Here is a 22,912-nt window from a genome sequence, read left to right on the forward strand (position 1 = left end):
GTCTCCTCAGCCAGCGGCTGGTCGTCCCCGTCATGTGTGCCAGCGTGACCTTCATCGCGATCGCCGACGGGGCGATCACGACGGTCGCGCTGCCCTCCATCGCCCGCCAGTTCGGGCTGACCACGGCCGCCCTGGACGGCGTGGTCGTCGTCTACCCGGTCTGTCTGGCGATGGCGATCCCCGCCTCGGCCTGGCTGGTCGAACGGTTCGGCGGCAAACGGGTCCTGCTCACCGCGCTCACCGCCTTCCTCGGCTCCTCGCTCCTGTGCGGCGCGGCCGCCGACCTGCCCCAGCTCATCGCCTGCCGCGCGGTCCAGGGACTGTCCGCCGGGGTGCTCTTCCCGGCCTCGGCGGCCCTGCTGTTCGCCACCTTCGACGCCTTCGAACAGGTGCGGATAGCCCGGTACATGATCATCCCGCAGCAGATCGCCCCGGCGGCCGCGCCCGTCCTCGGCGGACTGCTCGTGGACCAGCTGTCCTGGCGCTGGGTCTTCTACGTCAACCTGCCCGTCGGCGTGCCCGTCGTCCTGTTCGGTGTGCTGTTCCTGGCGGAGCACCGCGGCCACCGGCCCGGCCGGTTCGACCTGACCGGCCTGCTGCTGAGCGCGGCCGGCCTGGGCGCCGCGATGTTCGGCGTCAGCGAGGGTCCCAACCGGGGCTGGTCCTCCGCCGCCGTGCTTGCCGCGCTTGCCCTGGGCGCCGTACTTCTCACCGCCGCCGTCGTCTACCAACTGCGCACCGCCGAGCCGTTGTTGAGGCTCCGGCTCTTCGCCGACCGGCTGTTCCGCGACACCAACCTGATCAACCTGGTCGGCCTGATCCCGATCCTCGGCGCGATGTATCTCGGGCCGCTCTTCCTCCAGCAGGCGCAGGGCCGCACCGCCCTGGAGTCCGGCACCGGCACCTTCCCCGAGGCGTTCGGCGTACTGCTCACCGTCCAGGTGGCCGGAGTGCTCTACGCCCGCGTCGGCCCCCGGATCATCGTGGGCTGCGGCCTCGCCGGCGTCAGCGCGGTCCTCGTGCTCTTCGCCCAGTGCGACGAGGACACCGGCCTGTGGACCTTCCGCGCCTACATGTTCCTGCTGGGCGTCGCGATGGGCGGGGTGTTCATGCCGACCACGGTCGCCTCGCTCGCCAACATCGCCCGGGGCGACCTCGCCCAGGCGTCCACGCTCAACACCGTCGTACGCCAGACCGGCGGCGCCCTCGCCCCGGCGGCCGTGACCACCGTCCTCGTCCTGGGCACCCCCGCGGGAGCCGCCGCCGAACCCCCGCTCGGCGCCTATCAGTCCGCCTACTACGTCCTGGCCGTGATCGCCGCCGTGACCGCCGTCTTCGCGTTCACCCTCCCGGACGGCCCGGCCCGCGCCGCCGCCGCGGCCGGGTCCCGGAACCGTGCCGCGCAAGCGGCGCGGAATGTTCCGCGCGACGGTGTGCGGAAAGCGTGAAACGGGGTACCAGTCCTCGATCGGTCAGCGTGTTCACCAGTCGAAGGCGCGTGGTGAAGAGCCTGATAGCGTTTCTGCTCATGCCAGTTGCCGTTCGGGCCGCCGATGGGGGCGGGCAAGCGGAGTGGGAAAACCAGGACAATGGTGACGTCGGAAGCGGAAATCGTCGGTTCGGCCTCTCCCGAGCGAGACGGACCCGACACGGTGTGGGAGTGGCGTGAGCCGTCGGTCCTGCTCATCGAGGACGACGCGGGCGACGCCCTGCTGGTGGAGGAACTCGTCGCCGACAGCGCCCTGAAGATGCGCCTGCGATGGGTGCGTTCGATGGCCGACGCCCGGCACGTCCTGGCCCAGGAGACGCCCGACTGCGTCCTGCTCGACCTCAACCTGCCCGACGCCCACGGCCTCGAAGCGGTCTCGCAGGTCCGCACCCACGCCGACCGGATCGCCGTCGTGGTGCTGACCGGCCTGGCCGAGGAGGAGACCGCCCTTGCCGCGGTCGCGGCCGGCGCCCAGGACTACCTGGTCAAGGGCCGTGTCGAACCCGACCTGTTCGGACGGGCCGTGCGCTACGCCATCCAGCGCAAGCAGGCCGAACAGGCGGCGGTCGCCCTCCAGGCCGGCCAGATGCAGGCCCAGGAGAACGCCCGCCTCGAACGCGGCCTGCTGCCCCGCCCGTTGCTGCGCGGCGACGGCATCGAGGCCGTCGCCCGCTACCGCCCCGGCCGCTCCCAGGCCCTCCTCGGCGGCGACTTCTACGACATCGTGCAGAGCACCGACGGCACCCTGCACGCGCTCATCGGTGACGTCTCCGGGCACGGCCCCGACGAGGCCGCCCTCGGCGTGGCCCTGCGGATCGCCTGGCGCACCCTGGTCCTCAGCGGGGTCACGGGCGCCGAACAGGTCGCCCGCCTGGAGGAGATCCTCGTGGCCGAACGCGTCCGCAGCGAGGCGTTCGCCACCCTGACCAGCCTCACCGCCGCGCCGGGCGCCCGCGCGGTCCGGATCACCCGGGCCGGACACCCCGGCATGCTGCTGCGCTCCGCAGGCCGTGTCGAATGGGTCGAGGTACCCGGCGGCCCCGCCCTCGGCGTCATCCCCGGACTGGCCACCTGGCCGGTCGAGGAGTTCGCCGTACCGGACGGGGCGGCGCTGGTGCTCTTCACCGACGGCCTCTTCGAGGGATACGTCGGCCGCGGCAGGGAGCGGCTGGGCGAGGACGGACTGCTGCGCCTCGCCCGCGAGTTCGCCGGGCGGCCGCCCGAGGAGTTCGTCGACGGGCTGATCGAGCGCGCCGAGGGGCTCGCCGAGGCGCAGGGCGGTCTGGACGACGACGTGGCCGTGGTGCACCTGCGCCGGCACACGGAACAGACACGGGAAGAGACGTGGGAAGGGACACAGGAGCGGCGGTGACCAGGAACGAAGCCCGCACACCGTGGATCGGCCGCAGGCTGACGGTTCAGGGCTGGTTCCATCTGGCCCTGGCCGTGATGACCCTGCTGGTCCTCGTCGGCAGCGTCGTCGGCGCGAGACTGCTCAGCCGCACCGGGGAGACCAGCGACCAACTGGCCGACCGCACCCTGCCGGCCCGCACCGAGGCGTACCGCCTCCAGTCCGCGCTGGTCAACCAGGAGACGGGCGTGCGCGGCTACGTCATCACCGCCGACCCCCGGTTCCTGGAGCCGTACACACAGGGCACCCGCGAGGAGGCCCGCTCGGCCGCCCGGCTGCGCGCCCTCGTCGGTGACCGGGCCGCGCTCCTGCACGACCTCGAGGCCGTCGAACAGCGAGCCGCCGCCTGGCGACGCACCTACGCCGAACCCCTCGTCGCCGGTGTCACCGCCGGCGAGCCCGGCACCATCGACGCGGCGACCGCCGAGCGCGGCAAGAAGCTGTTCGACGAGGTCCGCGCCCGGGCCGCCGACCAGAACGCGGGCCTGACCCAAGCCGTCCGCGACGGCAAGGACCGGCTGGAGCACGTACGGACCCTGCGCACCGTCATCCTCAGCGCCCTCGTCGTGGTGTTCCTGCTGACCGGCGCCGTCCTGGCCGTCCTGATCCGGCTGCTCGTCGCCCGCCCGCTCGCGGTTCTGCGCGAATCCTCCCGGCGGGTCGCGCGCGGCGACTTCGGCCATGTCATCACCGGCGCCGGACCACGCGACCTCACCGCCGTCGCCACGGACGTCGAGTACATGCGCAGGCAGATCGTCGCCGAACTCGACGCCTCACGCCGCCAGCAGGAGAACCTCGCCCGGCAGACCGCCGCCCTCGACGCCCAGGCCGTCGAACTGCGCCGCTCCAACGCCGAACTCGAACAGTTCGCCTATGTGGCCTCCCACGACCTCCAGGAACCCCTGCGCAAGGTCGCCTCCTTCTGCCAGCTCCTGGAGAAACGGTACGGCGACACACTGGACGACCGCGGCCGCCAGTACGTCGACTTCGCCGTGGACGGCGCCAAGCGCATGCAGATCCTCATCAACGACCTGCTCACCTTCTCCCGGGTCGGCCGCGTCAACGACGCCCGGCTGCCCGTGTCCCTCGACGAGGCGCTCGACCGGGCCCTCACCAACCTGGACACCGCCCTCACCGAGACCGGCACCCGCCTCGAACGGCCGGAGCACCTGCCCCGCGTCCTCGGCGACCCGCTGCTGCTCGCCATGCTCTGGCAGAACCTCATCGGCAACGCCGTCAAGTTCCGCAGCCCCGACCGCACCCCGCACGTACGGATCACCTGCGCACCCCATCCCGAGGAGCCCGGCACCTGGCTGCTGGACGTCACCGACAACGGCATAGGCATCCCGCCGGAGTTCGCCGAGAAGGTGTTCGTCATCTTTCAGCGGCTGCACGGCCGGGACGCCTATGGTGGCACCGGGATCGGACTCGCCCTGTGCAAGAAGATCGTCGAGTACCACGGCGGGCTGATCCGGATCGACACCGACCACACGGAGGGCACCCGGTTCCGCTTCACCCTGCCCGTCCTCACCGCGACGCCGGACCCCGCACAGCACACCCCCGAGAAGGCCCTGACATGACCACTCCCGCCGCCACCCCGGTCGACGTCCTCCTGGTCGAGGACGACCCGGGCGACGAACTCATGACCCGCGAGGCGTTCGAGGACAACAAGATCGGCAACACCCTGCACGTCGTCCGCGACGGCGAGGAGGCGCTCGACTTCCTCTACCAGCGAGGCGCGCACACCGGGGCGCCCCGGCCCGATCTCATCCTGCTCGACCTCAACCTGCCCAAGTACGACGGCCGTCAGGTCCTGGAGAAGATCAAGTCCGACCCGGCGCTGGCCCACATCCCGGTGGTGGTGCTCACCACCTCCGCCGCCGAGGAGGACATCCTGCGCAGCTACAAGCTGCACGCGAACGCGTATGTCACCAAGCCCGTCGATCTGGACCAGTTCATCGCCGCGGTCCGCCAGATCGACGACTTCTTCGTCCAGGTGGTCCGGCTGCCCCGCGCCCAGGGGTGACGCGGGTCACTTTCGCCGGTGTCACAAAGCGCCGGGCCCGTCTCGTCCAGTGAGTGAACACAGACACTCACCACCACGAGGAGCACCCCATGGACGCGCGACTGAACTTCTTCGGAGACCCGGCCGTCGGTCAGGTCCTCAAGCCCTTCATGGCGGCGGGCAAGGCGATCAAGTCACTGCCGCTGCCGGCCTCGACGCACGAGCTGGTCGCCCTGCGCGTGAGCCAGATCAACGGCTGCGCGTTCTGCATCGACATGCACACCAAGGAGGCCGAGGCGGCCGGGGAGACCTCGGTACGCCTCCACCTGGTCGCCGGCTGGCGCGAGGCCACGGTCTTCACCGACGCCGAGCGCGCCGCGCTGGAACTGGCCGAGCAGGGCACCCGGGTCGCCGACGGGGCCGGCGGGGTCGACGACGAGGTGTGGGCGGCCGCCGCCAAGCACTACGACGACGAGCAGCTCGCCGCGCTGGTCGCGATGATCGCCTTCATGAACGCCGCGAACCGGCTGAACGTCATCACCCGCCAGCCGGCGGGCGGTTACAAGGCGGGCCAGCTCCACTGAGGGAGTGCGGGGGCGGGCCGGCAGGGGCGCGTGGCGGTTGCGGAGTGGCCCTGGAAGACCACGCCCGATTGGCCCTGTCGACCGCCCCCCGCCCCCACCAGACTCCCCCCATGACGACATCCCTCTCCTACGTCCACGGCTACTCCGACCACGAGGCCCGCCGCCTGGAGGACCAGGCGGACACCCTCGCCGCCCTGCTCCACGGGGGCACGTCCTACCCCGCGGGAAGCCGGGTCCTGGAGGTCGGCTGCGGGGTCGGCGCGCAGACCGTGCACCTGGTGGCGGCGAGCCCCGAGGCCGAGTTCGTCGCCGTGGACATCTCCGCGGAGTCCCTCGCCGAGGCCAGGGCCCGGGTGACGGACCAGACCCCGGCGGCCCGGGTGACCTGGCTGCGGGCGGACCTATTCCAACTCCCTTTCCCCGAAGCGTCCTTCGACCACATCTTCGTCTGCTTCGTCCTGGAACACCTGACGGCCCCGCAGCGGGCGCTCACCACCCTGCGCCGCCTCCTCAAGCCCGGCGGTACCCTCACGGTCATCGAGGGCGATCACGGCTCGGCGTTCTTCCACCCCCACAGCGCCTACGCCCGCGCGGCGATCGACTGCCAGGTCCGCCTCCAGGCCGACGCGGGAGGCAACGCGCTGATCGGCCGCGAGCTGTACCCCCTGCTGACCTCCGCCGGCTACACCCGGGTGACGGTCCGCCCCCGCACGGTCTACGCCGACAACTCCCGCCCGGCGCTGGTCGGCGGCTTCACCCGGAGCACCTTCATCGGCATGATCGCAGCGGTCCGCGACCGAGCGGTGGCCGCGGGCCTGACGACCGCCGCCGACTGGGACCGGGGCATCACGGACCTGCACCGCACGACGGACGCGGACGGCACGTTCCACTACACGTTCTTCAAGGGCGAGGCGGTCCGCCCGGAGTCGGACTGAGCGGGGATCGCCCGGCGGGGGCTGCGCCCCGGGCCCGAGCCGACGGTGAGCCCTCCCGAGGAGGGGAAAGCGACGGGCCTGGGCCGAGGGACGGACTCCCGCGGTGCGGTGGGCAGTCGGGTGACACCGGTGGGAGCCCTGGGGGGCGGCGATCACTGCGGGCCGGGGCGGGTCAGCCAGGCCCCATGCACCCGGGCCGCCCCGGCCCGACCGACGCGACCACCGACGTACCCCACCCGGCCGGGCGGCGAACGGGAGCCGGGTCCGCCGGCGCGACACCCCCGGGCAGGCCCACCCGACCATGCCGGACCGAGGCTGAGCGCGAAGTCCCGGGTGACGCGGACCCGGTGCGGCGCTGTGGCCGGTGAGCAGCGTCTTGGTGCGCCGGATCGTCTCCCGGCTCCCTGTCGGCGCGGTCGACGGAGCCGGGGAGGGCGGCGATACCCGGATCGAGGCTGAGCGTGATGTCCTGCGGCCGCCGTTCGCGCCCTGGGCGACGGGGGCCCGTGCCGCGCTGTGGCCGGTGATCGGCGTCCGGCGCCGCCGCATCGCCTCCCGGCCCCCGGTCGGCGGGGCCGGAAGGCGGACGTGTCGTCGACTACGCGGCGGACGAAGTGCCGCGGCCTCGCCCCCGGCCCCGGCCGCCGCGGCCGTTGGCGGGGTTGCCGGTGCGGCCGGTGCCGTTGGCGGGCGGGTTGGAGGCCGTGCGGCGGCCCGTGCCCCGGGGGCTCGTGCCGGTCGCGTTGCCCGTCGGCTTGGCGGTGGGCGCGTCGGGGGACGCGGAGCGTCCCGTTCGCCGGGTGCCGTTGCCGCCCGTCGTGCCCGCCGAGGCGCGGCGGCCGCCGCCACCGTCCGCGGCGGCGGGCCGACCGGCGCGGCCGCGGCCGCCGGAGGCACCGCCGGCCGCGGCCCCGGACGCGCCCTCCGCACCCGCCGCGCCACGCGAACGGCGCCGGCGGTTGGGGCGCTTGCCCGTGCCGGGGAGGGGAGCCTCCGCCGCCGGGGGAGCGGGGACCTCGATGACGACCGGGACGCCCGAGGGCTCACGGGCGCCGGTGATCGTGGTCAGGGCCGGGTCGCCGGAGGTGATGCGGGCCGTGCGCGGGGTGATGTCCGCGTCCGACATCAGCCGGGTGACGTCCCGCTTCTGCTCCGGCAGGACCAGCGTGACCACGCTGCCCGAGCCGCCCGCGCGGGCCGTACGGCCGCCGCGGTGCAGATAGTCCTTGTGATCGGTGGGCGGGTCGACGTTCACGACCAGTTCGAGATCGTCCACGTGTATGCCGCGGGCCATGACGTTCGTCGCGACGAGCGCGGTGACCTGGCCGTTCTTGAACTGCTCCAGGACACGGTTGCGCTGCGGCTGCGAACGGCCGCCGTGCAGCGCGGCCGCGCGGACGCCGACGGACAGCAGCCGCTTGGCGAGCCGGTCGGCGGACCGCTTGGTGTCGAGGAAGAGGATGACCCGCCCGTCGCGCGCGGCGATGCGGGTGGTGACCGCCTTCTTGTCCGTCTCGTCCAGGACGTGCAGCACATGGTGCTCCATGGTCGTCACCGCCCCGGCGGACGGGTCCACGGAGTGCACGACCGGGTCGGAGAGGAAGTCCCGGACCAGACGGTCGATGTTGCGGTCCAGCGTCGCCGAGAACAGCATGCGCTGCCCGTCGGGCCGCACCTGCCGGAGCAGCTTGGTGATCTGCGGCAGGAAGCCCATGTCGGTCATCTGGTCGGCCTCGTCCAGCACCGTGATGCCGATGCCGTCGAGCACGCAGTCGCCGCGCTCCACGAGGTCGTTGAGACGGCCGGGCGTCGCCACCAGCACCTCGGCGCCGCGCCGCAGCGTGGCGGCCTGCTTGGTGATGGACAGCCCGCCGACCACGGTGGCCAGCCGGAGGTTCACCGCCGTCGCGTACGGGGTCAGCGCGTCGGTCACCTGCTGGGCGAGTTCCCGGGTGGGCACCAGCACGAGCGCGAGCGGCGCCCTGGGCTCCGCGCGCAGCCCGGCGGTGCGGGCCAGGAGCGCCAGGCCGAAGGCGAGGGTCTTGCCGGACCCGGTGCGCCCCCGCCCCAGCACGTCACGTCCCGCGAGCGAGTTCGGCAGCGTGGCGGCCTGGATGGGGAAGGGGGTGGTCACCCCCTGCGCGGTGAGGGTCTTGAGCAGCGCCGCGGGCATGTCCAGGTCGGCGAAGTCCTCGACGGCGGGAAGGCCGGGGGTCGTGCTCACCGGCAACTGGAATTCCCTGGACGGCGTCGCGGCCGGCCGGGGCGACGAGGAACGACGGTTCGGCTTCTGGAACCTGCGGGCCATGCGGTGCTCTGCCTTTCTGACAACAACAGAGACCGGGGTCCGCACCAATGCTGGTACGGACCCCGGTCTGCGACTCGCGTCCGGGGATCAGGCGGGGACGATGTTCTCCGCCTGCGGGCCCTTCTGGCCCTGCGTGACGTCGAAGGAGACCCGCTGGCCCTCCTGGAGCTCACGGAAGCCCTGCGTCGCGATGTTCGAGTAGTGAGCGAAGACGTCGGGGCCGCCGCCGTCCTGCTCGATGAAACCGAAACCCTTTTCAGAGTTGAACCACTTCACGGTTCCCTGTGCCATGACATTCTCCTTCTGTAGGCAGAGAGGCCCCATCCGGAGAAGCCGGAAAAAACGAAAACGCCCGGAGGAGAATCGGTCCCCCCAGGCGCAAAGGTTCATGGGTACCACAACTACAACTCTGCAAGCCTAACACACCCCACCGCCCGAATGCGGATCATCGGCGCGTCGCACCGCGTGTGGGCGGGTCGCGGAAGGGAACCCGGCGTCCCGGACGCATCCCATCGCGAGGAGGGGCACCATGCCTGCCGGATCGAACGCGAAGCGCGAGCGACAGTACGAGCACATCAGGAAGAGCGCCGAGGACCGCGGAGAGCCGGCCGGGCGCGCCAAGGAGATCGCGGCTCGCACGGTCAACAAGGAGCGGGCGAGGTCGGGCGAGTCGAAGACCGCGAGCAAGACCTCCACCCGCGACCCGAAGTCCGCGTACCGGCGCGGCGGCGAGCGCTCGCACAGCGGCGCCCAGGGCCCCACCCGGGACCAGCTCTACGAGGAGGCGAGGAAGCGCGACATCCACGGCCGCTCCTCGATGAGCAAGCAGCAGCTCGCCGACGCCCTGGGCCGCTGAACCACGACACGACGGACTGGACACGCGTCGGCCCGTCCGGCACCGGGACACCCGGGTGCGGACGGGCCGACGCGCGCACGGCCGTCAGTGCCGCTTCCTGACCTCCAGGGCGACCAGCAGCGCCGCCAGCGCGCTCGCCGCCGCGATCAGCGGCGTACGGTGCGACCGCGCCAGACGCATGCCCTGGTCCGCCTTCTCGCGCGCCCGGGCCTTGACGTCCGTCCTGGCCGCGAGCGCCTGCACGGTCCGGCCCAGCTCCTCGCGGGTCGCCTCGACCTGCCCGCGCAGCTCCTCGGGTGTCTGCCGCTCGTCCTTGGTCATCGGTGTGCCTTCTCCTTGATCTCGGCCACATCGGCCCTGACGCTGTCCATGGTCTGTTCCGGCTTCGGCGGGGACGCCTTGGCGAACTCCTTCCTGCCGAGCGCCGCCATGACGGCGGTGACGCACGCCAGGACACCCGTGACGATCAGCGCGGCGGCCCACACGTCGAGCACCAGCGACAACGCGGCGATCGCCGTGGCCACCAGGGCCTGAAGGGTGATGACGGCCATCAGGCCGGCGCCGCCGAAGAGGCCCCCGCCGCGTCCGAAGCGTTTGCCCTTCACGGTCATCTCGGCCTGCGCCAGACGCATCTCGTCGCGCACCAGTTGCGACAACTGCTGCGTCGCGCGCTGCACCAGCTCGCCCACCGGTTCCTGCGCCCCGGCCTCCGTGCGGTGCGGCGCGTCCTGGGTCACCTGGGTCATGAGTGCTCACCTGTCTTTCGTCCGTTTCGAAGGGAGGTCATCCGCCGAGCCGGCGCCGGTCCTCGTCGTCCCACGTCCTCGTGTCACGCGGCTCGACGTACGGTTCCTCGTCGGCCGGCCGGCCCCCGGCGACGGCGCGCTGACGCACCAGTTCGGCGTCGAACTCCAGGCCGAGCAGGATCGCCAGATTGGTGATCCACAGCCAGACCAGGAAGACGATCACGCCGGCGAGGGTGCCGTAGGTCTTGTTGTAGGAGGCGAAGTTCGCCACGTAGAGCGCGAAGCCGGCCGACGCGGCCATCCAGATCACCAGCGCCAGGAAGCTGCCCGGCGTGAGCCAGCGGAAGCCGCGGACCTTGGCGTTGGGGGTCGCCCAGTACAGCAGCGCGATCATCAGCGTGACCAGGACGACCAGGACCGGCCACTTCGCGTACGACCACACGGTCAGGAACGTGTCACCGGCCCCGAGCGTGCTGCCGGCCTGCCGGGCGAGACTGCCCGTGAACACCACGATCAGCGCGCTGAACACGGCCAGCACCATCAGCACGACGGTCACCCCGACCCGCACCGGCAGCACCTTCCACACCGGACGGCCCTCGGGGAGGTCGTAGACCGCGTTGGCGCTGCGGATGAACGCGGCGACATAGCCCGACGCCGACCACACCGCGAGCACCACGCCCACGACGGCCATGACCGAGCCCAGACCGCCCCGGCCCTGCATCTGCTGCACGGCGCCGCGCAGGATGTCCTGCGCGGGCCCCGGAGCCAGCTTCTGGATGTTGTCCAGCACCGCCCGGGTCGCCGACTCGCCGGTCAGACCCAGCACCGACACCAGCGCGAGCAGCGCCGGGAACAGGGCGAGGATCGAGTAGTAGGTCAGGGCGGCGGCCCGGTCGGTCAGCTCGTCCTTCTTGAACTCCTTCAGCGTGCCCTTCAGGGCCGCGCCCCAGGAGTGCTTGGGCAGGTCGGTCGGCCCCTTGAGTGTCCGTGCCATTCCCGCCGGGTATCCGGATCGGGCCGTCCGTATCCGGTTTCCTCACGGAACCTGCTCGTCCGGCGCGTAGTGCAGGACGAGCACGGCGATGTCGTCGGCGCGCCGGCCGGCCGCCGGGGAGTGTCCGAGGAGATGGTCGATCAGCAGGTCAGGGGCCCGCGGGCCGGCCCGGCCCAGCTCCACGGCCAGGTCGGCGATCGCCTCCTCGATGTCGGCCCCCGGCGTCTCCACCAGCCCGTCGGTGTAGAAGGCGAGGACGTGACCCGCGCCGAGCGCGACATCGGTCACGGGGAAGGACGCGTCGGGGTCGACGCCCAGCAGCGGCCCCGGGACGACGTCGAGCGGCCGGGCGGAACCCTCTCGCCGCACCAGCGGCGGGGGGTGCCCGGCGCTCGCCAGGGCGGCGCGTCCCGACGCCAGGTCGAGATGGGCGTAGAGACAGCTCGTGAACAGCTCGGGGCCGAAGCCGGCGAGCAGCCGGTTGGTGGCGGACAGCACCTCGTCGGGGTCCGCGCCGCGGGCCGCGTAGGCGTGCACGGCGGTGCTGACCTGTCCCATCAGGGCGGCCGCGGCGGCGTTGTGGCCCTGGACGTCCCCGATGACGGCGGCCACGGCGCCGTCGCCGAGCGGGATCAGGTCGTAGAAGTCGCCGCCGATGTCCATGCCCCGGGTGGCGGGCAGATAGCGGGCGGCCACCCGCAGCCCGGGGACCGTGGGCAGGGTGCGCGGGAGCAGCGCCGCCTGGAGGCTGTGGGCGAGCGCGTGTTTGGCGTCGTAGAGACGGGCGCGGTCCATGGCCTGGGCGACGAGCCCGGCGAGCGAGGTCAGGACGGCCCGGTCCTCGGCGGTGAACGTGTGGGGACGGTCGTAGGAGAGGATGCAGCAGCCGACGGGGCGGCCGGAGACGATCAGCGGCAGGAACGCCCACGCGTGCTTGTCGCTCATCCGCTGGGCCTCGGGGTAGGCCCGCCGCAGTTCCTCGGGGTCGCCGAAGAACGCGGGCACGCCGCTGCTCAGGGCCTGTCCCGCGGGGGTCAGCGTGGTGTCCACGGGCAGGCCGTCGAGGCGGCCGACGGTCACCGGCGGATAGCCGCGGGTGCCGGTGATGCGCAGCCTGCCGCCCTCGGCCGCGGACAGCACCAGGCCCTGGGCGCCGAAGGCGGGCATGATCTGGTCGGCGACCAGGTCGATGACGTCCTGGACCCCGACGACCTCGGTCAACCCGGCCGCCAGGTGCACGAGTTGGTAGAGCCGGCCGACCCCGGCGGGCCACACGGGCCGCTGCTCGACGGGCGGCACCGGCTCCGGTGTGCCGGTGGGCGTGACGCGGACGCTGATGCCGCTGGCGTCGGGGTAGAGGTGGAAGTCCAGCCACCGGTCGGGCGGGCGGCACGCGGTGAACGTCACCGGCCGCCGGCTGAGCAGGGCGGCCCGGTAGCGCTCCTCGTGGACCGGATCGTCCAGCCAGCGCAGGGAGTGCCAGGGCAGGGTGCCGAGCAGATGGTCGGCGTCACGGCCCAGCAGTTCGCAGGCGCCCGAGCTGAGATAGGTGAACCGGCCCTCCAGGTCCAGGGCGCAGCTCCCGCCGGGCAGCCGCTCGGCGAAGTCGGCCGCGGCGGCCGCCGGGCTCGCGGGACGGCCGCCGGCCGCGACCGGGACCACCCGCGGCGGACCGGCACCCCGGCCGGACACATCGGCCGGCCCGTCCGCGTCCTCCAGCAGTCGGGCCAGCCGACGGCAGCCGGCCATGATGTTGGCCCGTTCGCGCGCGGTCATGTGCGGCGGGCGGCTGTCGGTCGGCCACAACAGCAGCAGCGCGCCCCACCGCCGTGCCCCGGTGACCGGCGCGGCGGCCAGCGAGAGGGGGTACGGCAGCGCCATCGCGCTGCGCGGATAGGCCCGCACCAGTTCGTCCCGGCCCGCCATCCAGACGAGACGCTCCTCGCGGACGGCGGTGGCCACCGGGGAGGGCGCGTTCACCGTGACCGTCGCCCACGGCGCGGCGACCTCGGCCGACGCCCCGCACAGCAAAGACAGGCGCAGGACCCGCTCGTCGGGGGCGAGCAGATACAGGGCGCCCAGGGACGCGCCGGTGCCCCGGACCGTGTCCGCGAGCGCGGCGTCCGGGGGAGCGTCCCGCGGGCCCGGATCATCCGCGCTCGACACCGGACACCTCCGCACCCGACCTGATGCCCGTAGGGCTGCCCATAGGGGGACGCTACGCCCCCGCCGTGCCCCCGGCACGTCACCCGGCGCCCGCCCCGCGCCCGGCCCCTCCCCGTGCGCGCGCCCATGCCGGACACTGGAGGCGAGGCGAGAGGCTCGGGAGGAGCGGCGATGCTGACGGACGTGCGTGAGCTGCTGGGCAGAAGCCTGTTCCACCGGGTGGCGGGCCCCGACGGACCGGCCACCCGCGCCCGCATCCACGGCACACCCGGACCCCGCTGGTTCGGCCCCGACCGCCCGATCCGCACGGTCCACGGCGACGCCTCCATGTTCATCGGGGGCATCGCCGCCCTGCTGCTCCAGTCCCTGCACCCGCAGGCCATGGCCGCCGTCGCCGCCCACTCCGGCTACCGCGGCGACCCGTGGGGGCGGCTCCAGCGCACCAGCACCTTCCTGGCCGTGACGACCTACGGCACCGCCGACGACGCCCAGCGGGCGGTGGACCACGTCCGCGCCATCCACGAGCGGATCCGGGGCAGGACCGCCGAGGGCCTGGAGTACCACGCGGGCGACCCGCATCTGCTCGGCTGGGTGCACGCGGCCGAGACCCACTGCTTCCTGCGCGCCCACCGGCGCTACGGGGCCCACCCCCTCGACACCGCCGGCTACGACGCCTACGTCGCCGACACCGCCCGGGTCGCCGAGGCCCTCGGGGTCCTCGACCCGCCCCGTGACCTGCGGGAGCTGTCCGAGCGTCTGGCCGCCTACCGGCCCGAGCTGCGCGCCGGTGCCGACGCCCGGGCCGCCGCCCGCTTCCTGCTGGTGCGGCCGCCGCTGCCCTTGGCGGCACGCCCGTTCTACGGCGGGCTGGCCGCGAACGCCGTGGCGCTGCTGCCGCCGTGGGCCCGGTCGATGCTGTGGCTGCCCCGGCTCCCCGTGGTGGACGCCCTCGCCGTCCGCCCGGCCGGGCACGCGCTCACCCGGACCATCCGCTGGGCGATGAACCCGCCCCCGCAGCGTCGCGACGGGGACTGAACCAGCCCTACGGCAACGGCAGGTGACGGTACGTCAGGTGGCAGCCGCCTCCGCCTCCAGCGCACCCCGGGCGATGTCCAGTGCCGTGGCGCGGTCCTCGGGGACCAGGCCGATGCGGGTGCGCCGGTCGAGGAGGTCGGCGGGGTCGAGGGCGCCCTCGTGGCGGACGGCCCACAGGAGTTCGGCCCGGGTGACGGGGTGGCCGTCGAGCACGGGTGCGGCGAGGTCGGGGTCCGCGGCGGCGAGCGCGTGGACGGCCGGGGCCTCGGTGCCGTAGCGGTGGACGAGACGGCGGGGTGCCCGGAGCGCGCCGAGGACCTGCGGTGACGCGGCGCCGATCAGCGGCAGGGACGCGGTGGGGGAGGGGCGTGAGGTCAGGCCGTGGACGGCGGCGGCGGTGTCGACGGCGTCCTCGGCCATCCGCCGGTAGGTGGTGAGCTTGCCGCCGACCACGGTGATCACGCCCTCGGACGAGGTGAGGACCGCGTGCCTGCGGGAGATGTCGGCGGTGCCGCCCGGCGCGCCGGAGCCCGCGGCCCCGCCGGTGTCCAGCAGGGGGCGCAGTCCGGCGAAGGCGCCGACCACGTCGTCCCGGTGGACGGGGATGTCGAGGGCCGAGCCCAGGACGTCGAGGAGGAAGCCGATGTCGGTCTCGGGCGCCTCGGGGACGTCGGGGATGTCGTCCCCGACGGGTTCGTCGGTGAGCCCGACGTACGTGCGGCCGTCGCCCTGGGGCAGGACGAGGACGAAACGGTTGGTCTCGCCGGGGATCGGGATGTGCAGCCCGGCCGGGAGGGCGCCGAGCCGTGCCGTGCGCAGGACGAGGTGGGTGCCGCGCGAGGGCCGGATGCGGACGCCGTCCACCAGACCGCCCGCCCACACCCCGGAGGCGTTGATCACGGCGCGGGCCCTGATCTCGCCCTCCTCGCCCGTGAGTTCGTCGCGGACGCGGGCGCCGGAACGGGTCAGTTCCAGGGCCCGTACCCGGGTGAGGATCCGGGCGCCGTGGGCCGCGGCGGTGCGCGCGACGGCGGTGACCAGACGGGCGTCGTCGGTGACCCGGCCGTCCCAGGACAGCAGGCCGCCGCGCAGCCCGGCGGAGCGCAGCGCGGGGGCGAGATGGCGGGTCTCCGCCGCCGACAGCCGGCGCGGCGCGGGCAGGGTCGCGCGCGCGGTGCGCGCGGCGAGGCGCAGGGTGTCGCCGGCCCGGAAACCGGCCCAGGCCAGGGCCGCCTGGGGACGGGAGACCAGCGGGGTCAGGGGCAGCACGAACGGCTGGGCGCGCACCAGGTGGGGTGCGGTGCGCTCCATCAGGACGCCGCGTTCGCGGGCGCTCTCGTGGGCGACGTCGAGCTGGGCGGAGGCGAGGTAGCGCAGTCCGCCGTGGATGAGCTTGGAGCTCCAGCGCGAGGTGCCGAAGGCCAGGTCGTGGGCGTCGACGGCGATCACCGACAGACCGCGCGCGGCGGCGTCCAGGGCGGCCCCGGCGCCGGTCGCGCCGAGTCCGACGACCAGGACGTCCACGGCCGGGCCGCCGACGGCGCGTTCGAGGTCGGCGCGCCGGCGCGCGGCGGTCAGGGACGAGCCCGGAGCCGGGCCGGCGGACGGGGCCGTGCTGCTGTGGCTCATGGGGCTCGTGGGGCTCATGGCGTCAGGGTCCTCTCGAGGATGGTGCGCAGTTCGGCGGAGAACGCCTCGGCACTCAGATCGGGGTCGTCCTCGTCGGTCATCGTGCGCAGCGACAGGGTGAAGGACTGGGCGACCAGGAGCAGGGCGCGGGCCTGGCGCTCGGCATGGCCGGGGCGCACCGATCCGTCGGCGTGCCCCTCGCGCAGGGCGTCGTGCAGCAGGGCGAGCAGGGCCTCCTGGCTGGCGCCGCGCCGGTCCAGGACGTAGGGGAGGAGCAGTTCGGGGTCGACGTCGACGATCTTGCGGAAGAGGGGGTGCGCCCGGAAGGCGGCCACCCCGCTCACCAGGCCGTCGACGATCCGGGTGCGGGCGCCGGAGCCGGGGACCGGGTCGGGCATCGCGCCGGTGGCCGCGTCGATCCACTCCCGGGTCATCAGGTCGCCGACCAGGGAGCGCACGTCCGGCCAGCGGCGGTAGAGCGTCATACGGGAGACGCCCGCGCGGCGGGCCACGTCGGTGAGGGTGGTGCGCCGGACGCCGACGGCCAGTACGCAGTCGCGCACCGCGTCGAGCACCGGGTCGTTGGCCGAGCCGTTGTCCTGGGCACCGCCCTGAGCGTTGCCCTGACCGTCGCCGCTCTGGGCGTTGCTCTGGGCGTTGTGACGAATAGGCGTCATGTGTCACAGTGTAACGCCTGCACGGCCGTGCAGGAGACGGCACTTCGTTTTCCGCAGGTTCCGCGAGTACGCGACCCCCGCGACTCCGTGACCGGGCGACTTCGTAGCCTGTGCGAACCCGCGACGACCCGCGACGACCGGTGAGGACAAGAGATGGACATGCTGTGGAGCGGCTGGGGCGACCCGGCCAGGGCGACACCGCTGACCGAGACGGTGACCGGGCTGCTGCGCGACCTGCTCGGGGTCAAGCCCCGCGGCACCGAGCCGGTCGCCCTGGCGGACATCACCGTCCCCGAACCGGCGCTCGACCCCGCCGCGCTGCGTGAACTCGCCGACGCCGTAGGCGGCCCGGACCATGTCCGCACCGACGCCGAGACCCGCGTCCGGCACACCCGCGGCAAGTCCACCCCCGACCTGCTGCGCATCCGCACCGGCGACGTCTCCGACACCCCGGCGGCCGTCGTCCTGCCGGCCACGCACGACGAGGTCCTCGCCGTCCTGCGGGTGTGCGTGGCACACCGGCTGGCCGTCGTGCCGTTCGGCGGCGGCACCTCGGTGGTCGGCGGCCTCGCCCCCGAGGCGCGCGGCCCGTTCGTCGCGCTGGACCTGGCCCGGATGGACGGCCTGCTCGCCCTCGACCCGGTCTCCCGCACCGCCACCCTGCAACCCGGCCTCAGGGCCCCGCAGGCCGAAGCGCTGCTGGCCGCACAGGGCTTCACCCTCGGCCACTTCCCCCAGTCCTTCGAGTGGGCCACCATCGGCGGGTTCGCCGCCGCCCGCTCCAGCGGACAGGCGTCCGCCGGATACGGCCGCTTCGACGAGATGGTCCTCGGCCTCACCGTCGCCACCCCCGCCGGCACCCTCGACACCGGCCGCGCGCCGCGCTCGGCCGCGGGCCCCGACCTCCGTCAGCTCGTCCTCGGCTCGGAGGGCGCGTTCGGCGTCATCACCTCGGTGACCGTCCGGGTCCGCCCGCTGCCCGAGACCCGGATCTACGAGGGCTGGCGGTTCGCCTCCTTCGAGGAGGGCGCCGCCGCCCTGCGCCGCCTCGCCCAGGACGGACCCCGGCCGACCGTGCTGCGGCTGTCGGACGAGACCGAGACCCTGATCGGCCTCGCCCAGCCCGACGCCATCGGCTCCTCCGGACTGCCCCAGGACGCGGGCTGCATGGCGATCGCCGGCTACGAGGGCACCGCGGAGGACACCGCGTACCGCCGTGAGCGGGCCGCCGCCGTGCTGCGCGACTGCGGTGGCACGTACCTCGGCGAGGAGCCGGGCGACCGCTGGGCGCACGGCCGCTACTCCGCGCCCTACCTGCGCGACAGCCTGCTGGACGCCGGGGCGTTCGCCGAGACGCTGGAGACCGCCGGCTTCTGGTCCGCGCTGCCCGGGCTGTACGCCGCCGTGCGCACCGCGCTCACCACGACCCTCACCGAGTCCGGCACCCCGCCGCTGGTGATGTGCCACATCTCGCACGTCTACGAGAACGGCGCCTCCCTGTACTTCACCGTCGTCTCGGCGCAGGGCGAGGACCCGGTGGCCCACTGGACGCCCGCCAAGCACGCGGCGAACGAGGCGATCCTGGCCGCCGGCGGCACCATCAGCCACCACCACGGGGTGGGCGGCGACCACCGCGACTGGTACGTCCGGGAGGCCGGCCCCCTCGGCATCGACGCCCTGCGCGCGGTCAAGGGACGGCTGGATCCCACGGGGGTGCTCAACCCCGGGATCCTGCTGCCCACCGACTGAACCCATCGACTGAACCCACCCCCGGGTGCACCCCGGCGCACCCGGTTCTCCACCCGGCTCCACCCCGCTCCACACACAGCGCTCCACCCAGCGCCACCCGCCCAGTCCGCGCACGACCCGTCAGCCGCCCTCGGAGGCACAACCGATGCGACAGTTCACCGCCATCGTCAACCCCACCGCGGGCGGCTCCACCGGGGTCGCGGCACTGCTGCGGGTGGCCCGGCTGCTGCGCGAGGCCGGGGCCGGGCTGGAGACCGAGTACAGCCGCAGCCTCGCCCACGCCCAGGAGCTGGCCCGCGAGGCGGGCGGGCGCGGGCGGACCGTACTGGCCGTCGGCGGCGACGGCATCGCCGGCGGCATCGGCGGCACCCTCAGCGGCACCGGCACGGTGCTCGGCCTGATCCCGGCCGGCCGGGGCAACGACTTCGCGCGCGCCCTGGGACTGCCCACCGACCCCGAAGGGCTGGCCAAGGTGCTGCTGGAGCACGAGCCCAGCCCCGTCGACACCATCGAGGTGGAGTCCGCGCAGGGCCGCGCCGTCGCCCTCGGCAGCGTCTACGCAGGCGTGGACGCGCTCGCCAACCGCCACGCCAACCACACCAAGGTGCTGCGTGGCTCCGCCTCCTACTACCTGGGCGGTCTGCGCGCCGTCACCACCTGGCGCCCGGCCGCCTACCGGGTCACCGTCGACGGCGAGGAGCACACCCACCGGGGCTACACCGTCGTGGCCGCCAACTCCGCCTACTACGGCTCCGGCCGCCTCATCGCCCCCGACGCCCGGCTCGACGACGGGCTCCTCGACGTGGTGATGATCCGGCACGCGCCCCGGCACCTGTTCTTCACCCTGATGAACGAACTCAAGACCGGCGCGCACGTCCACCGCCCCGAGGTGCGGATCCTGCGCGGCCGCGAGATCCGCATCGAGGCCGACCGGCCGGTCCCCTACGGCACCGACGGCGAGGTCGACGCCGTCCTGCCCGTCGCGGCCCGGGTGCTCCCCGGCGCCCTGTCCGTGCTCCGCTGAACCGGCCGCGACGGCACGGACGTTCCCGCGGGCATCCGCCGGGCATGATCGCCGCGGGCCGGGGTACCCGGAGTGACGTCCGCCGCCGAAAGGCCGTACGAGCCCCGAAGCGGCGGACCGACACGGTCGGTTGAATCCGGGAGGGGAAACACGATGGCGCTCATGGGCACGGCCACGACGGCGACGACGGCCGAGGCGGCCACGACGGACACGCGGACCGGGAACCTGCCGGAGATCACCGACCCCACCAAGGTCGCGCCCAAGGACGCCCGGCAACTGTCCCGCCTCTTCTTCGACCAGTTGGCCGTCCTGGAGGAGGGCACGCCCGAACACGCCTACGCCCGCAACACGCTGATCGAGATGAACATGTCCCTCGTCCGCTTCGCGGCCGGCCGGTTCCGCAGCCGGGGACCGGAGGAGATGGAGGACATCGTCCAGGTCGGCATGATCGGCCTGATCAAGGCGATCGACCGGTTCGACCTGTCCCGCGAGGCGGAGTTCACCTCGTTCGCGATCCCCTACATCGTGGGCGAGATCAAGCGGTTCTTCCGCGACACCACCTGGGCCGTGCACGTGCCGCGCCGCCTCCAGGAGGCCCGCGTGCAGTTGGCGCGCGCCACGGAGGAACTCAGCAGCCGGCTGGGCCGCACACCGACCGTCAAGGAACTGTCCGAGCTGATGTCGCTGTCCGAGGACGAGGTGCGCGAGGCCCGCCTCGCCTCCAACGGCTACAACTCCTCCTCCCTGGACGCCGCGATCGGTGGCAGCGAGGACGGCGAGAGCGCCCTCCAGGACTTCATCGGCAACGAGGACACCGACCTCGCCCTGGTCGAGGACTTCCACGCCCTGGCCCCGCTGATAGCCGAACTCGGCGAACGCGACCGGCGGATCATCCACATGCGGTTCGTGGAGGAACTCACCCAGGCCCAGATCGGCGAACGTCTGGGCGTCTCCCAGATGCACGTCTCCCGCCTGCTGTCGCGCACCCTCGCCCGGCTGCGCGCGGGCATGATGGTCGACTGACCCGCCCGCTCGACCGACCCGTCCGCTCGTCTGACCGGCCCGCGCGGGCGGCTCGCGGGATTGCTCCACCCGTGGGTGGAGACCGCCCGAACGGCCGTATGTCGCCCCGCGCGGCGCTTCCCTCCCGCGCCCCAGCCGCCAGGATGTCCGATGACTTCCACCTTTGCGGGGGTGAAGCGTGAGCATCGGAGAAACACCCTGTGACTACTCTCAACGGCCCTGAGCGGCAGGCCGTCGCTCCCTACGACAGTGAAGTGCCGGTCAGGGGCAGGCAGCCGGGCAATGTCGTCGTGAAGTGGCTGACGACCACCGACCACAAGACGATCGGCACCCTGTACCTCGTCACGTCGTTCGCGTTCTTCCTGATCGGCGGCGTCCTGGCGCTGGTGATGCGCGCCGAACTGGCCCGTCCGGGCGAGCAGATCGTGTCCAACGAGCAGTTCAACCAGGCGTTCACGATGCACGGCACCGTGATGCTGCTGATGTTCGCCACCCCGCTGTTCGCCGGCTTCACCAACTGGATCATGCCGCTCCAGATCGGCGCGCCGGACGTGGCCTTCCCCCGGCTGAACATGTTCGCCTACTGGCTCTACCTGTTCGGTTCCACGATCGCGGTCGGCGGCTTCCTCACCCCGAACGGCGCGGCCGACTTCGGCTGGTTCGCCTACACCCCGCTGTCGGACGCCATCCGGTCGCCCGGGCTCGGCGCCGACCTGTGGATCATGGGCCTGGCCTTCTCCGGCTTCGGCACCATCCTCGGCGCGGTCAACTTCATCACGACCATCATCTGCATGCGCGCGCCCGGTATGACCATGTTCCGGATGCCGATCTTCGTGTGGAACGTGCTGCTGACGGCCGTCCTGGTCCTGCTGGCCTTCCCGGTGCTGGCGGCCGCGCTGTTCGCGCTGATGGCGGACCGCAAGTTCGGCGCCCACATCTACGATCCGGCCAACGGCGGCCCCCTCCTGTGGCAGCACCTCTTCTGGTTCTTCGGCCATCCGGAGGTGTACATCATCGCGCTGCCGTTCTTCGGCATCGTCACCGAGATCATCCCGGTCTTCTCCCGCAAGCCGATCTTCGGCTACATGGGCCTGGTCGCCGCCACCACGGCGATCGCGGGCCTGTCCATCACCGTGTGGGCCCACCACATGTACGTCACCGGCGGAGTGCTCCTGCCGTTCTTCTCCTTCATGACGTTCCTCATCGCCGTCCCCACGGGCGTGAAGTTCTTCAACTGGATCGGCACCATGTGGAAGGGCTCGATCTCCTTCGAGACACCGATGCTCTGGGCGACCGGCTTCCTCGTCACCTTCCTCTTCGGCGGCCTGACCGGCGTCATCCTCGCGTCACCGCCGATGGACTTCCACGTCTCCGACTCCTACTTCGTGGTCGCCCACTTCCACTACGTCGTCTTCGGCACCGTCGTCTTCGCGATGTTCGCCGGATTCCACTTCTGGTGGCCGAAGTTCAGCGGCAGGATGCTCGACGAACGCCTCGGGAAGATCACCTTCTGGACGCTGTTCGTCGGCTTCCACGGCACCTTCCTGGTCCAGCACTGGCTGGGCGCCGAGGGCATGCCGCGCCGCTACGCCGACTACCTCGCGGCCGACGGCTTCACCGCCCTCAACACCATCTCCACGATCAGCTCCTTCGTCCTCGGCCTGTCGATGCTGCCCTTCCTCTACAACGTGTGGAAGACCGGCAAGTACGGCAAGAAGATCGAGGTCGACGACCCGTGGGGCTACGGCCGCTCCCTGGAGTGGGCCACCTCCTGCCCGCCGCCGCGCCACAACTTCACCGCGCTGCCCAAGATCCGCTCCGAGTCCCCGGCGTTCGACCTCCACCACCCCGACATCGCGCGGGCCGAGGCCGAGGCCGCGGGGGCCCACTGATGGCCGGCCCCGGCGCGGACATGAGCGGGGCGTCGAAACAGGGATCCACCCGGACCGGTCTCGGCGACGAGGTCGAGGGCTACCTCCTGTGGCAGGCCACGATCGCGGTCGCGCAGGAACGCGCGCGTGAGTTCGTACGGCCCATGGACTGGCTGACGACCTCCCAGAAGGACGAGATCGAACGCCACTACGTGGACGACAGCCTGCTCCGGGCCCGCCAGGACCTGGAACGGATCGCGGCCCGCTGCCGTTCGCTGCGCGGCGAGTACGAGCGCCGCTACCGCACCCTGCGGCTGCGCTGCGTGGCCTGGACCCTGGCCGGCGGCGCGGGCCTCACCGCCCTGGCGGCCGTACCGCTCCTGCGCTGACACCGCCGCCCCCGGCCCCCG

At 73.1% G+C, this 22,912-nt stretch carries 21 protein-coding genes; 13 read left to right on the top strand and 8 right to left on the bottom strand.

Going from position 1 to position 22,912, the window contains the following annotated elements; all coding sequences use genetic code 11:
* Positions 1-44 precede the first annotated feature (44 nt).
* The 6 genes from AFM16_RS35475 to AFM16_RS35500 all read left to right on the top strand — a co-directional run bounded on the left by AFM16_RS35475 (position 45) and on the right by AFM16_RS35500 (position 6,424).
* Positions 45-1,448 carry a DHA2 family efflux MFS transporter permease subunit gene (locus AFM16_RS35475; protein WP_209313258.1) on the top strand — a complete coding sequence of 468 codons (1,404 nt, stop codon included), beginning with the start codon at positions 45-47 and terminating at the stop codon, positions 1,446-1,448.
* 141 nt (positions 1,449-1,589) lie between these two features.
* Positions 1,590-2,861 carry a PP2C family protein-serine/threonine phosphatase gene (locus tag AFM16_RS35480; protein WP_051780217.1) on the top strand — a complete coding sequence of 424 codons (1,272 nt, stop codon included), beginning with the start codon at positions 1,590-1,592 and terminating at the stop codon, positions 2,859-2,861.
* A 77-nt stretch (positions 2,862-2,938) separates the two neighbouring features.
* Entirely contained in the window at positions 2,939-4,480 is a 1,542-nt protein-coding gene (locus AFM16_RS35485; RefSeq protein ID WP_107419345.1) for a sensor histidine kinase, read from the top strand.
* A complete protein-coding gene (locus AFM16_RS35490; RefSeq protein ID WP_078636428.1) occupies positions 4,477-4,926 on the top strand; it encodes a response regulator in 450 nt (149 codons plus the stop codon). The genes AFM16_RS35485 and AFM16_RS35490 overlap by 4 nt, the downstream gene beginning before the upstream one ends.
* Before the next feature lie 89 nt (positions 4,927-5,015).
* Positions 5,016-5,489: a carboxymuconolactone decarboxylase family protein gene (locus tag AFM16_RS35495; RefSeq protein WP_078636429.1), complete on the top strand. Its 474-nt coding sequence runs from the start codon at positions 5,016-5,018 to the stop codon at positions 5,487-5,489.
* A 110-nt stretch (positions 5,490-5,599) separates the two neighbouring features.
* Positions 5,600-6,424 (top strand): L-histidine N(alpha)-methyltransferase, encoded by an 825-nt coding sequence (locus AFM16_RS35500; protein ID WP_078636430.1) that lies wholly within the window; start codon positions 5,600-5,602, stop codon positions 6,422-6,424.
* A 598-nt stretch (positions 6,425-7,022) separates the two neighbouring features.
* On the opposite strand, the gene AFM16_RS35505 is transcribed toward AFM16_RS35500, so the two are convergent.
* Positions 7,023-8,732, bottom strand: coding sequence for a DEAD/DEAH box helicase (locus AFM16_RS35505; RefSeq protein ID WP_078636431.1), 1,710 nt, complete (start codon positions 8,730-8,732; stop codon positions 7,023-7,025).
* Between the two features lie 87 nt (positions 8,733-8,819).
* Positions 8,820-9,023 carry a cold-shock protein gene (locus AFM16_RS35510; RefSeq protein WP_007502648.1) on the bottom strand — a complete coding sequence of 68 codons (204 nt, stop codon included), beginning with the start codon at positions 9,021-9,023 and terminating at the stop codon, positions 8,820-8,822.
* A 238-nt stretch (positions 9,024-9,261) separates the two neighbouring features.
* Between AFM16_RS35510 and AFM16_RS35515 the strand changes: the two genes are divergently transcribed.
* Complete coding sequence (locus AFM16_RS35515) at positions 9,262-9,588, top strand: plasmid stabilization protein (protein WP_078636432.1); 327 nt, start codon at positions 9,262-9,264, stop codon at positions 9,586-9,588.
* Positions 9,589-9,672: 84 nt separating this feature from the next.
* On the opposite strand, the gene AFM16_RS35520 is transcribed toward AFM16_RS35515, so the two are convergent.
* The 4 genes from AFM16_RS35520 to AFM16_RS35535 are packed head-to-tail and all read right to left on the bottom strand — an operon-like array spanning position 9,673 to position 13,494.
* The gene (locus AFM16_RS35520) at positions 9,673-9,909 is read right to left on the bottom strand and encodes a DUF3618 domain-containing protein (RefSeq protein ID WP_078636433.1); all 237 of its coding nucleotides are present in this window, start codon (positions 9,907-9,909) and stop codon (positions 9,673-9,675) included.
* Positions 9,906-10,334, bottom strand: coding sequence for a phage holin family protein (locus AFM16_RS35525; protein ID WP_107419217.1), 429 nt, complete (start codon positions 10,332-10,334; stop codon positions 9,906-9,908). The genes AFM16_RS35520 and AFM16_RS35525 overlap by 4 nt, the downstream gene beginning before the upstream one ends.
* Positions 10,335-10,371: 37 nt before the next feature.
* A complete protein-coding gene (locus AFM16_RS35530) occupies positions 10,372-11,328 on the bottom strand; it encodes a YihY/virulence factor BrkB family protein (protein ID WP_078636434.1) in 957 nt (318 codons plus the stop codon).
* A gap of 42 nt (positions 11,329-11,370) precedes the next feature.
* A complete protein-coding gene (locus tag AFM16_RS35535) occupies positions 11,371-13,494 on the bottom strand; it encodes a SpoIIE family protein phosphatase (protein ID WP_078636435.1) in 2,124 nt (707 codons plus the stop codon).
* A 171-nt stretch (positions 13,495-13,665) separates the two neighbouring features.
* Between AFM16_RS35535 and AFM16_RS35540 the strand changes: the two genes are divergently transcribed.
* Positions 13,666-14,529: an oxygenase MpaB family protein gene (locus AFM16_RS35540; RefSeq protein WP_078636436.1), complete on the top strand. Its 864-nt coding sequence runs from the start codon at positions 13,666-13,668 to the stop codon at positions 14,527-14,529.
* A gap of 33 nt (positions 14,530-14,562) precedes the next feature.
* Here the strand turns inward: AFM16_RS35540 and AFM16_RS35545 are convergent, their stop codons facing one another.
* The gene (locus AFM16_RS35545; protein WP_245177887.1) at positions 14,563-16,176 is read right to left on the bottom strand and encodes a glycerol-3-phosphate dehydrogenase/oxidase; all 1,614 of its coding nucleotides are present in this window, start codon (positions 16,174-16,176) and stop codon (positions 14,563-14,565) included.
* The gene (locus AFM16_RS35550) at positions 16,173-16,835 is read right to left on the bottom strand and encodes a TetR/AcrR family transcriptional regulator (RefSeq protein ID WP_107419218.1); all 663 of its coding nucleotides are present in this window, start codon (positions 16,833-16,835) and stop codon (positions 16,173-16,175) included. The genes AFM16_RS35545 and AFM16_RS35550 overlap by 4 nt, the downstream gene beginning before the upstream one ends.
* Before the next feature lie 153 nt (positions 16,836-16,988).
* Here AFM16_RS35550 and AFM16_RS35555 point away from each other — a divergent pair, with 153 nt between their 5' ends.
* The 5 genes from AFM16_RS35555 to AFM16_RS35575 all read left to right on the top strand — a co-directional run bounded on the left by AFM16_RS35555 (position 16,989) and on the right by AFM16_RS35575 (position 22,891).
* Positions 16,989-18,584 carry an FAD-binding oxidoreductase gene (locus tag AFM16_RS35555; RefSeq protein ID WP_078636438.1) on the top strand — a complete coding sequence of 532 codons (1,596 nt, stop codon included), beginning with the start codon at positions 16,989-16,991 and terminating at the stop codon, positions 18,582-18,584.
* A gap of 145 nt (positions 18,585-18,729) precedes the next feature.
* Positions 18,730-19,608, top strand: coding sequence for a YegS/Rv2252/BmrU family lipid kinase (locus tag AFM16_RS35560; RefSeq protein ID WP_078636439.1), 879 nt, complete (start codon positions 18,730-18,732; stop codon positions 19,606-19,608).
* Positions 19,609-19,761: 153 nt separating this feature from the next.
* Positions 19,762-20,631, top strand: a complete 870-nt coding sequence (locus tag AFM16_RS35565; RefSeq protein ID WP_370628122.1) for an RNA polymerase sigma factor SigF — start codon at positions 19,762-19,764, stop codon at positions 20,629-20,631.
* 200 nt (positions 20,632-20,831) lie between these two features.
* Positions 20,832-22,523 carry an aa3-type cytochrome oxidase subunit I gene (gene ctaD, locus AFM16_RS35570; protein ID WP_078636440.1) on the top strand — a complete coding sequence of 564 codons (1,692 nt, stop codon included), beginning with the start codon at positions 20,832-20,834 and terminating at the stop codon, positions 22,521-22,523.
* Positions 22,523-22,891, top strand: coding sequence for a cytochrome C oxidase subunit I (locus AFM16_RS35575; RefSeq protein WP_245177888.1), 369 nt, complete (start codon positions 22,523-22,525; stop codon positions 22,889-22,891). Before ctaD ends, AFM16_RS35575 begins: the two co-directional genes overlap by 1 nt.
* Positions 22,892-22,912 lie beyond the last annotated feature (21 nt).

This window comes from Streptomyces antibioticus (assembly GCF_002019855.1).
GTDB lineage: Bacteria > Actinomycetota > Actinomycetes > Streptomycetales > Streptomycetaceae > Streptomyces > Streptomyces antibioticus_B.

Coding starts and splice junctions, on each gene's coding strand:
- AFM16_RS35480 (WP_051780217.1), top strand. CDS start 1,590: ATGGTGACGTCGGAAGCGGAAATCGTCGGTTCGGCCTCTCCCGAGCGA.
- AFM16_RS35485 (WP_107419345.1), top strand. CDS start 2,939: ATGACCCTGCTGGTCCTCGTCGGCAGCGTCGTCGGCGCGAGACTGCTC.
- AFM16_RS35490 (WP_078636428.1), top strand. CDS start 4,477: ATGACCACTCCCGCCGCCACCCCGGTCGACGTCCTCCTGGTCGAGGAC.
- AFM16_RS35495 (WP_078636429.1), top strand. CDS start 5,016: ATGGACGCGCGACTGAACTTCTTCGGAGACCCGGCCGTCGGTCAGGTC.
- AFM16_RS35500 (WP_078636430.1), top strand. CDS start 5,600: ATGACGACATCCCTCTCCTACGTCCACGGCTACTCCGACCACGAGGCC.
- AFM16_RS35505 (WP_078636431.1), bottom strand. CDS start 8,732: ATGGCCCGCAGGTTCCAGAAGCCGAACCGTCGTTCCTCGTCGCCCCGG.
- AFM16_RS35510 (WP_007502648.1), bottom strand. CDS start 9,023: ATGGCACAGGGAACCGTGAAGTGGTTCAACTCTGAAAAGGGTTTCGGT.
- AFM16_RS35515 (WP_078636432.1), top strand. CDS start 9,262: ATGCCTGCCGGATCGAACGCGAAGCGCGAGCGACAGTACGAGCACATC.
- AFM16_RS35520 (WP_078636433.1), bottom strand. CDS start 9,909: ATGACCAAGGACGAGCGGCAGACACCCGAGGAGCTGCGCGGGCAGGTC.
- AFM16_RS35525 (WP_107419217.1), bottom strand. CDS start 10,334: ATGACCCAGGTGACCCAGGACGCGCCGCACCGCACGGAGGCCGGGGCG.
- AFM16_RS35530 (WP_078636434.1), bottom strand. CDS start 11,328: ATGGCACGGACACTCAAGGGGCCGACCGACCTGCCCAAGCACTCCTGG.
- AFM16_RS35540 (WP_078636436.1), top strand. CDS start 13,666: ATGCTGACGGACGTGCGTGAGCTGCTGGGCAGAAGCCTGTTCCACCGG.
- AFM16_RS35545 (WP_245177887.1), bottom strand. CDS start 16,176: ATGAGCCCCACGAGCCCCATGAGCCACAGCAGCACGGCCCCGTCCGCC.
- AFM16_RS35550 (WP_107419218.1), bottom strand. CDS start 16,835: ATGACGCCTATTCGTCACAACGCCCAGAGCAACGCCCAGAGCGGCGAC.
- AFM16_RS35555 (WP_078636438.1), top strand. CDS start 16,989: ATGGACATGCTGTGGAGCGGCTGGGGCGACCCGGCCAGGGCGACACCG.
- AFM16_RS35560 (WP_078636439.1), top strand. CDS start 18,730: ATGCGACAGTTCACCGCCATCGTCAACCCCACCGCGGGCGGCTCCACC.
- AFM16_RS35565 (WP_370628122.1), top strand. CDS start 19,762: ATGGCGCTCATGGGCACGGCCACGACGGCGACGACGGCCGAGGCGGCC.
- AFM16_RS35575 (WP_245177888.1), top strand. CDS start 22,523: ATGGCCGGCCCCGGCGCGGACATGAGCGGGGCGTCGAAACAGGGATCC.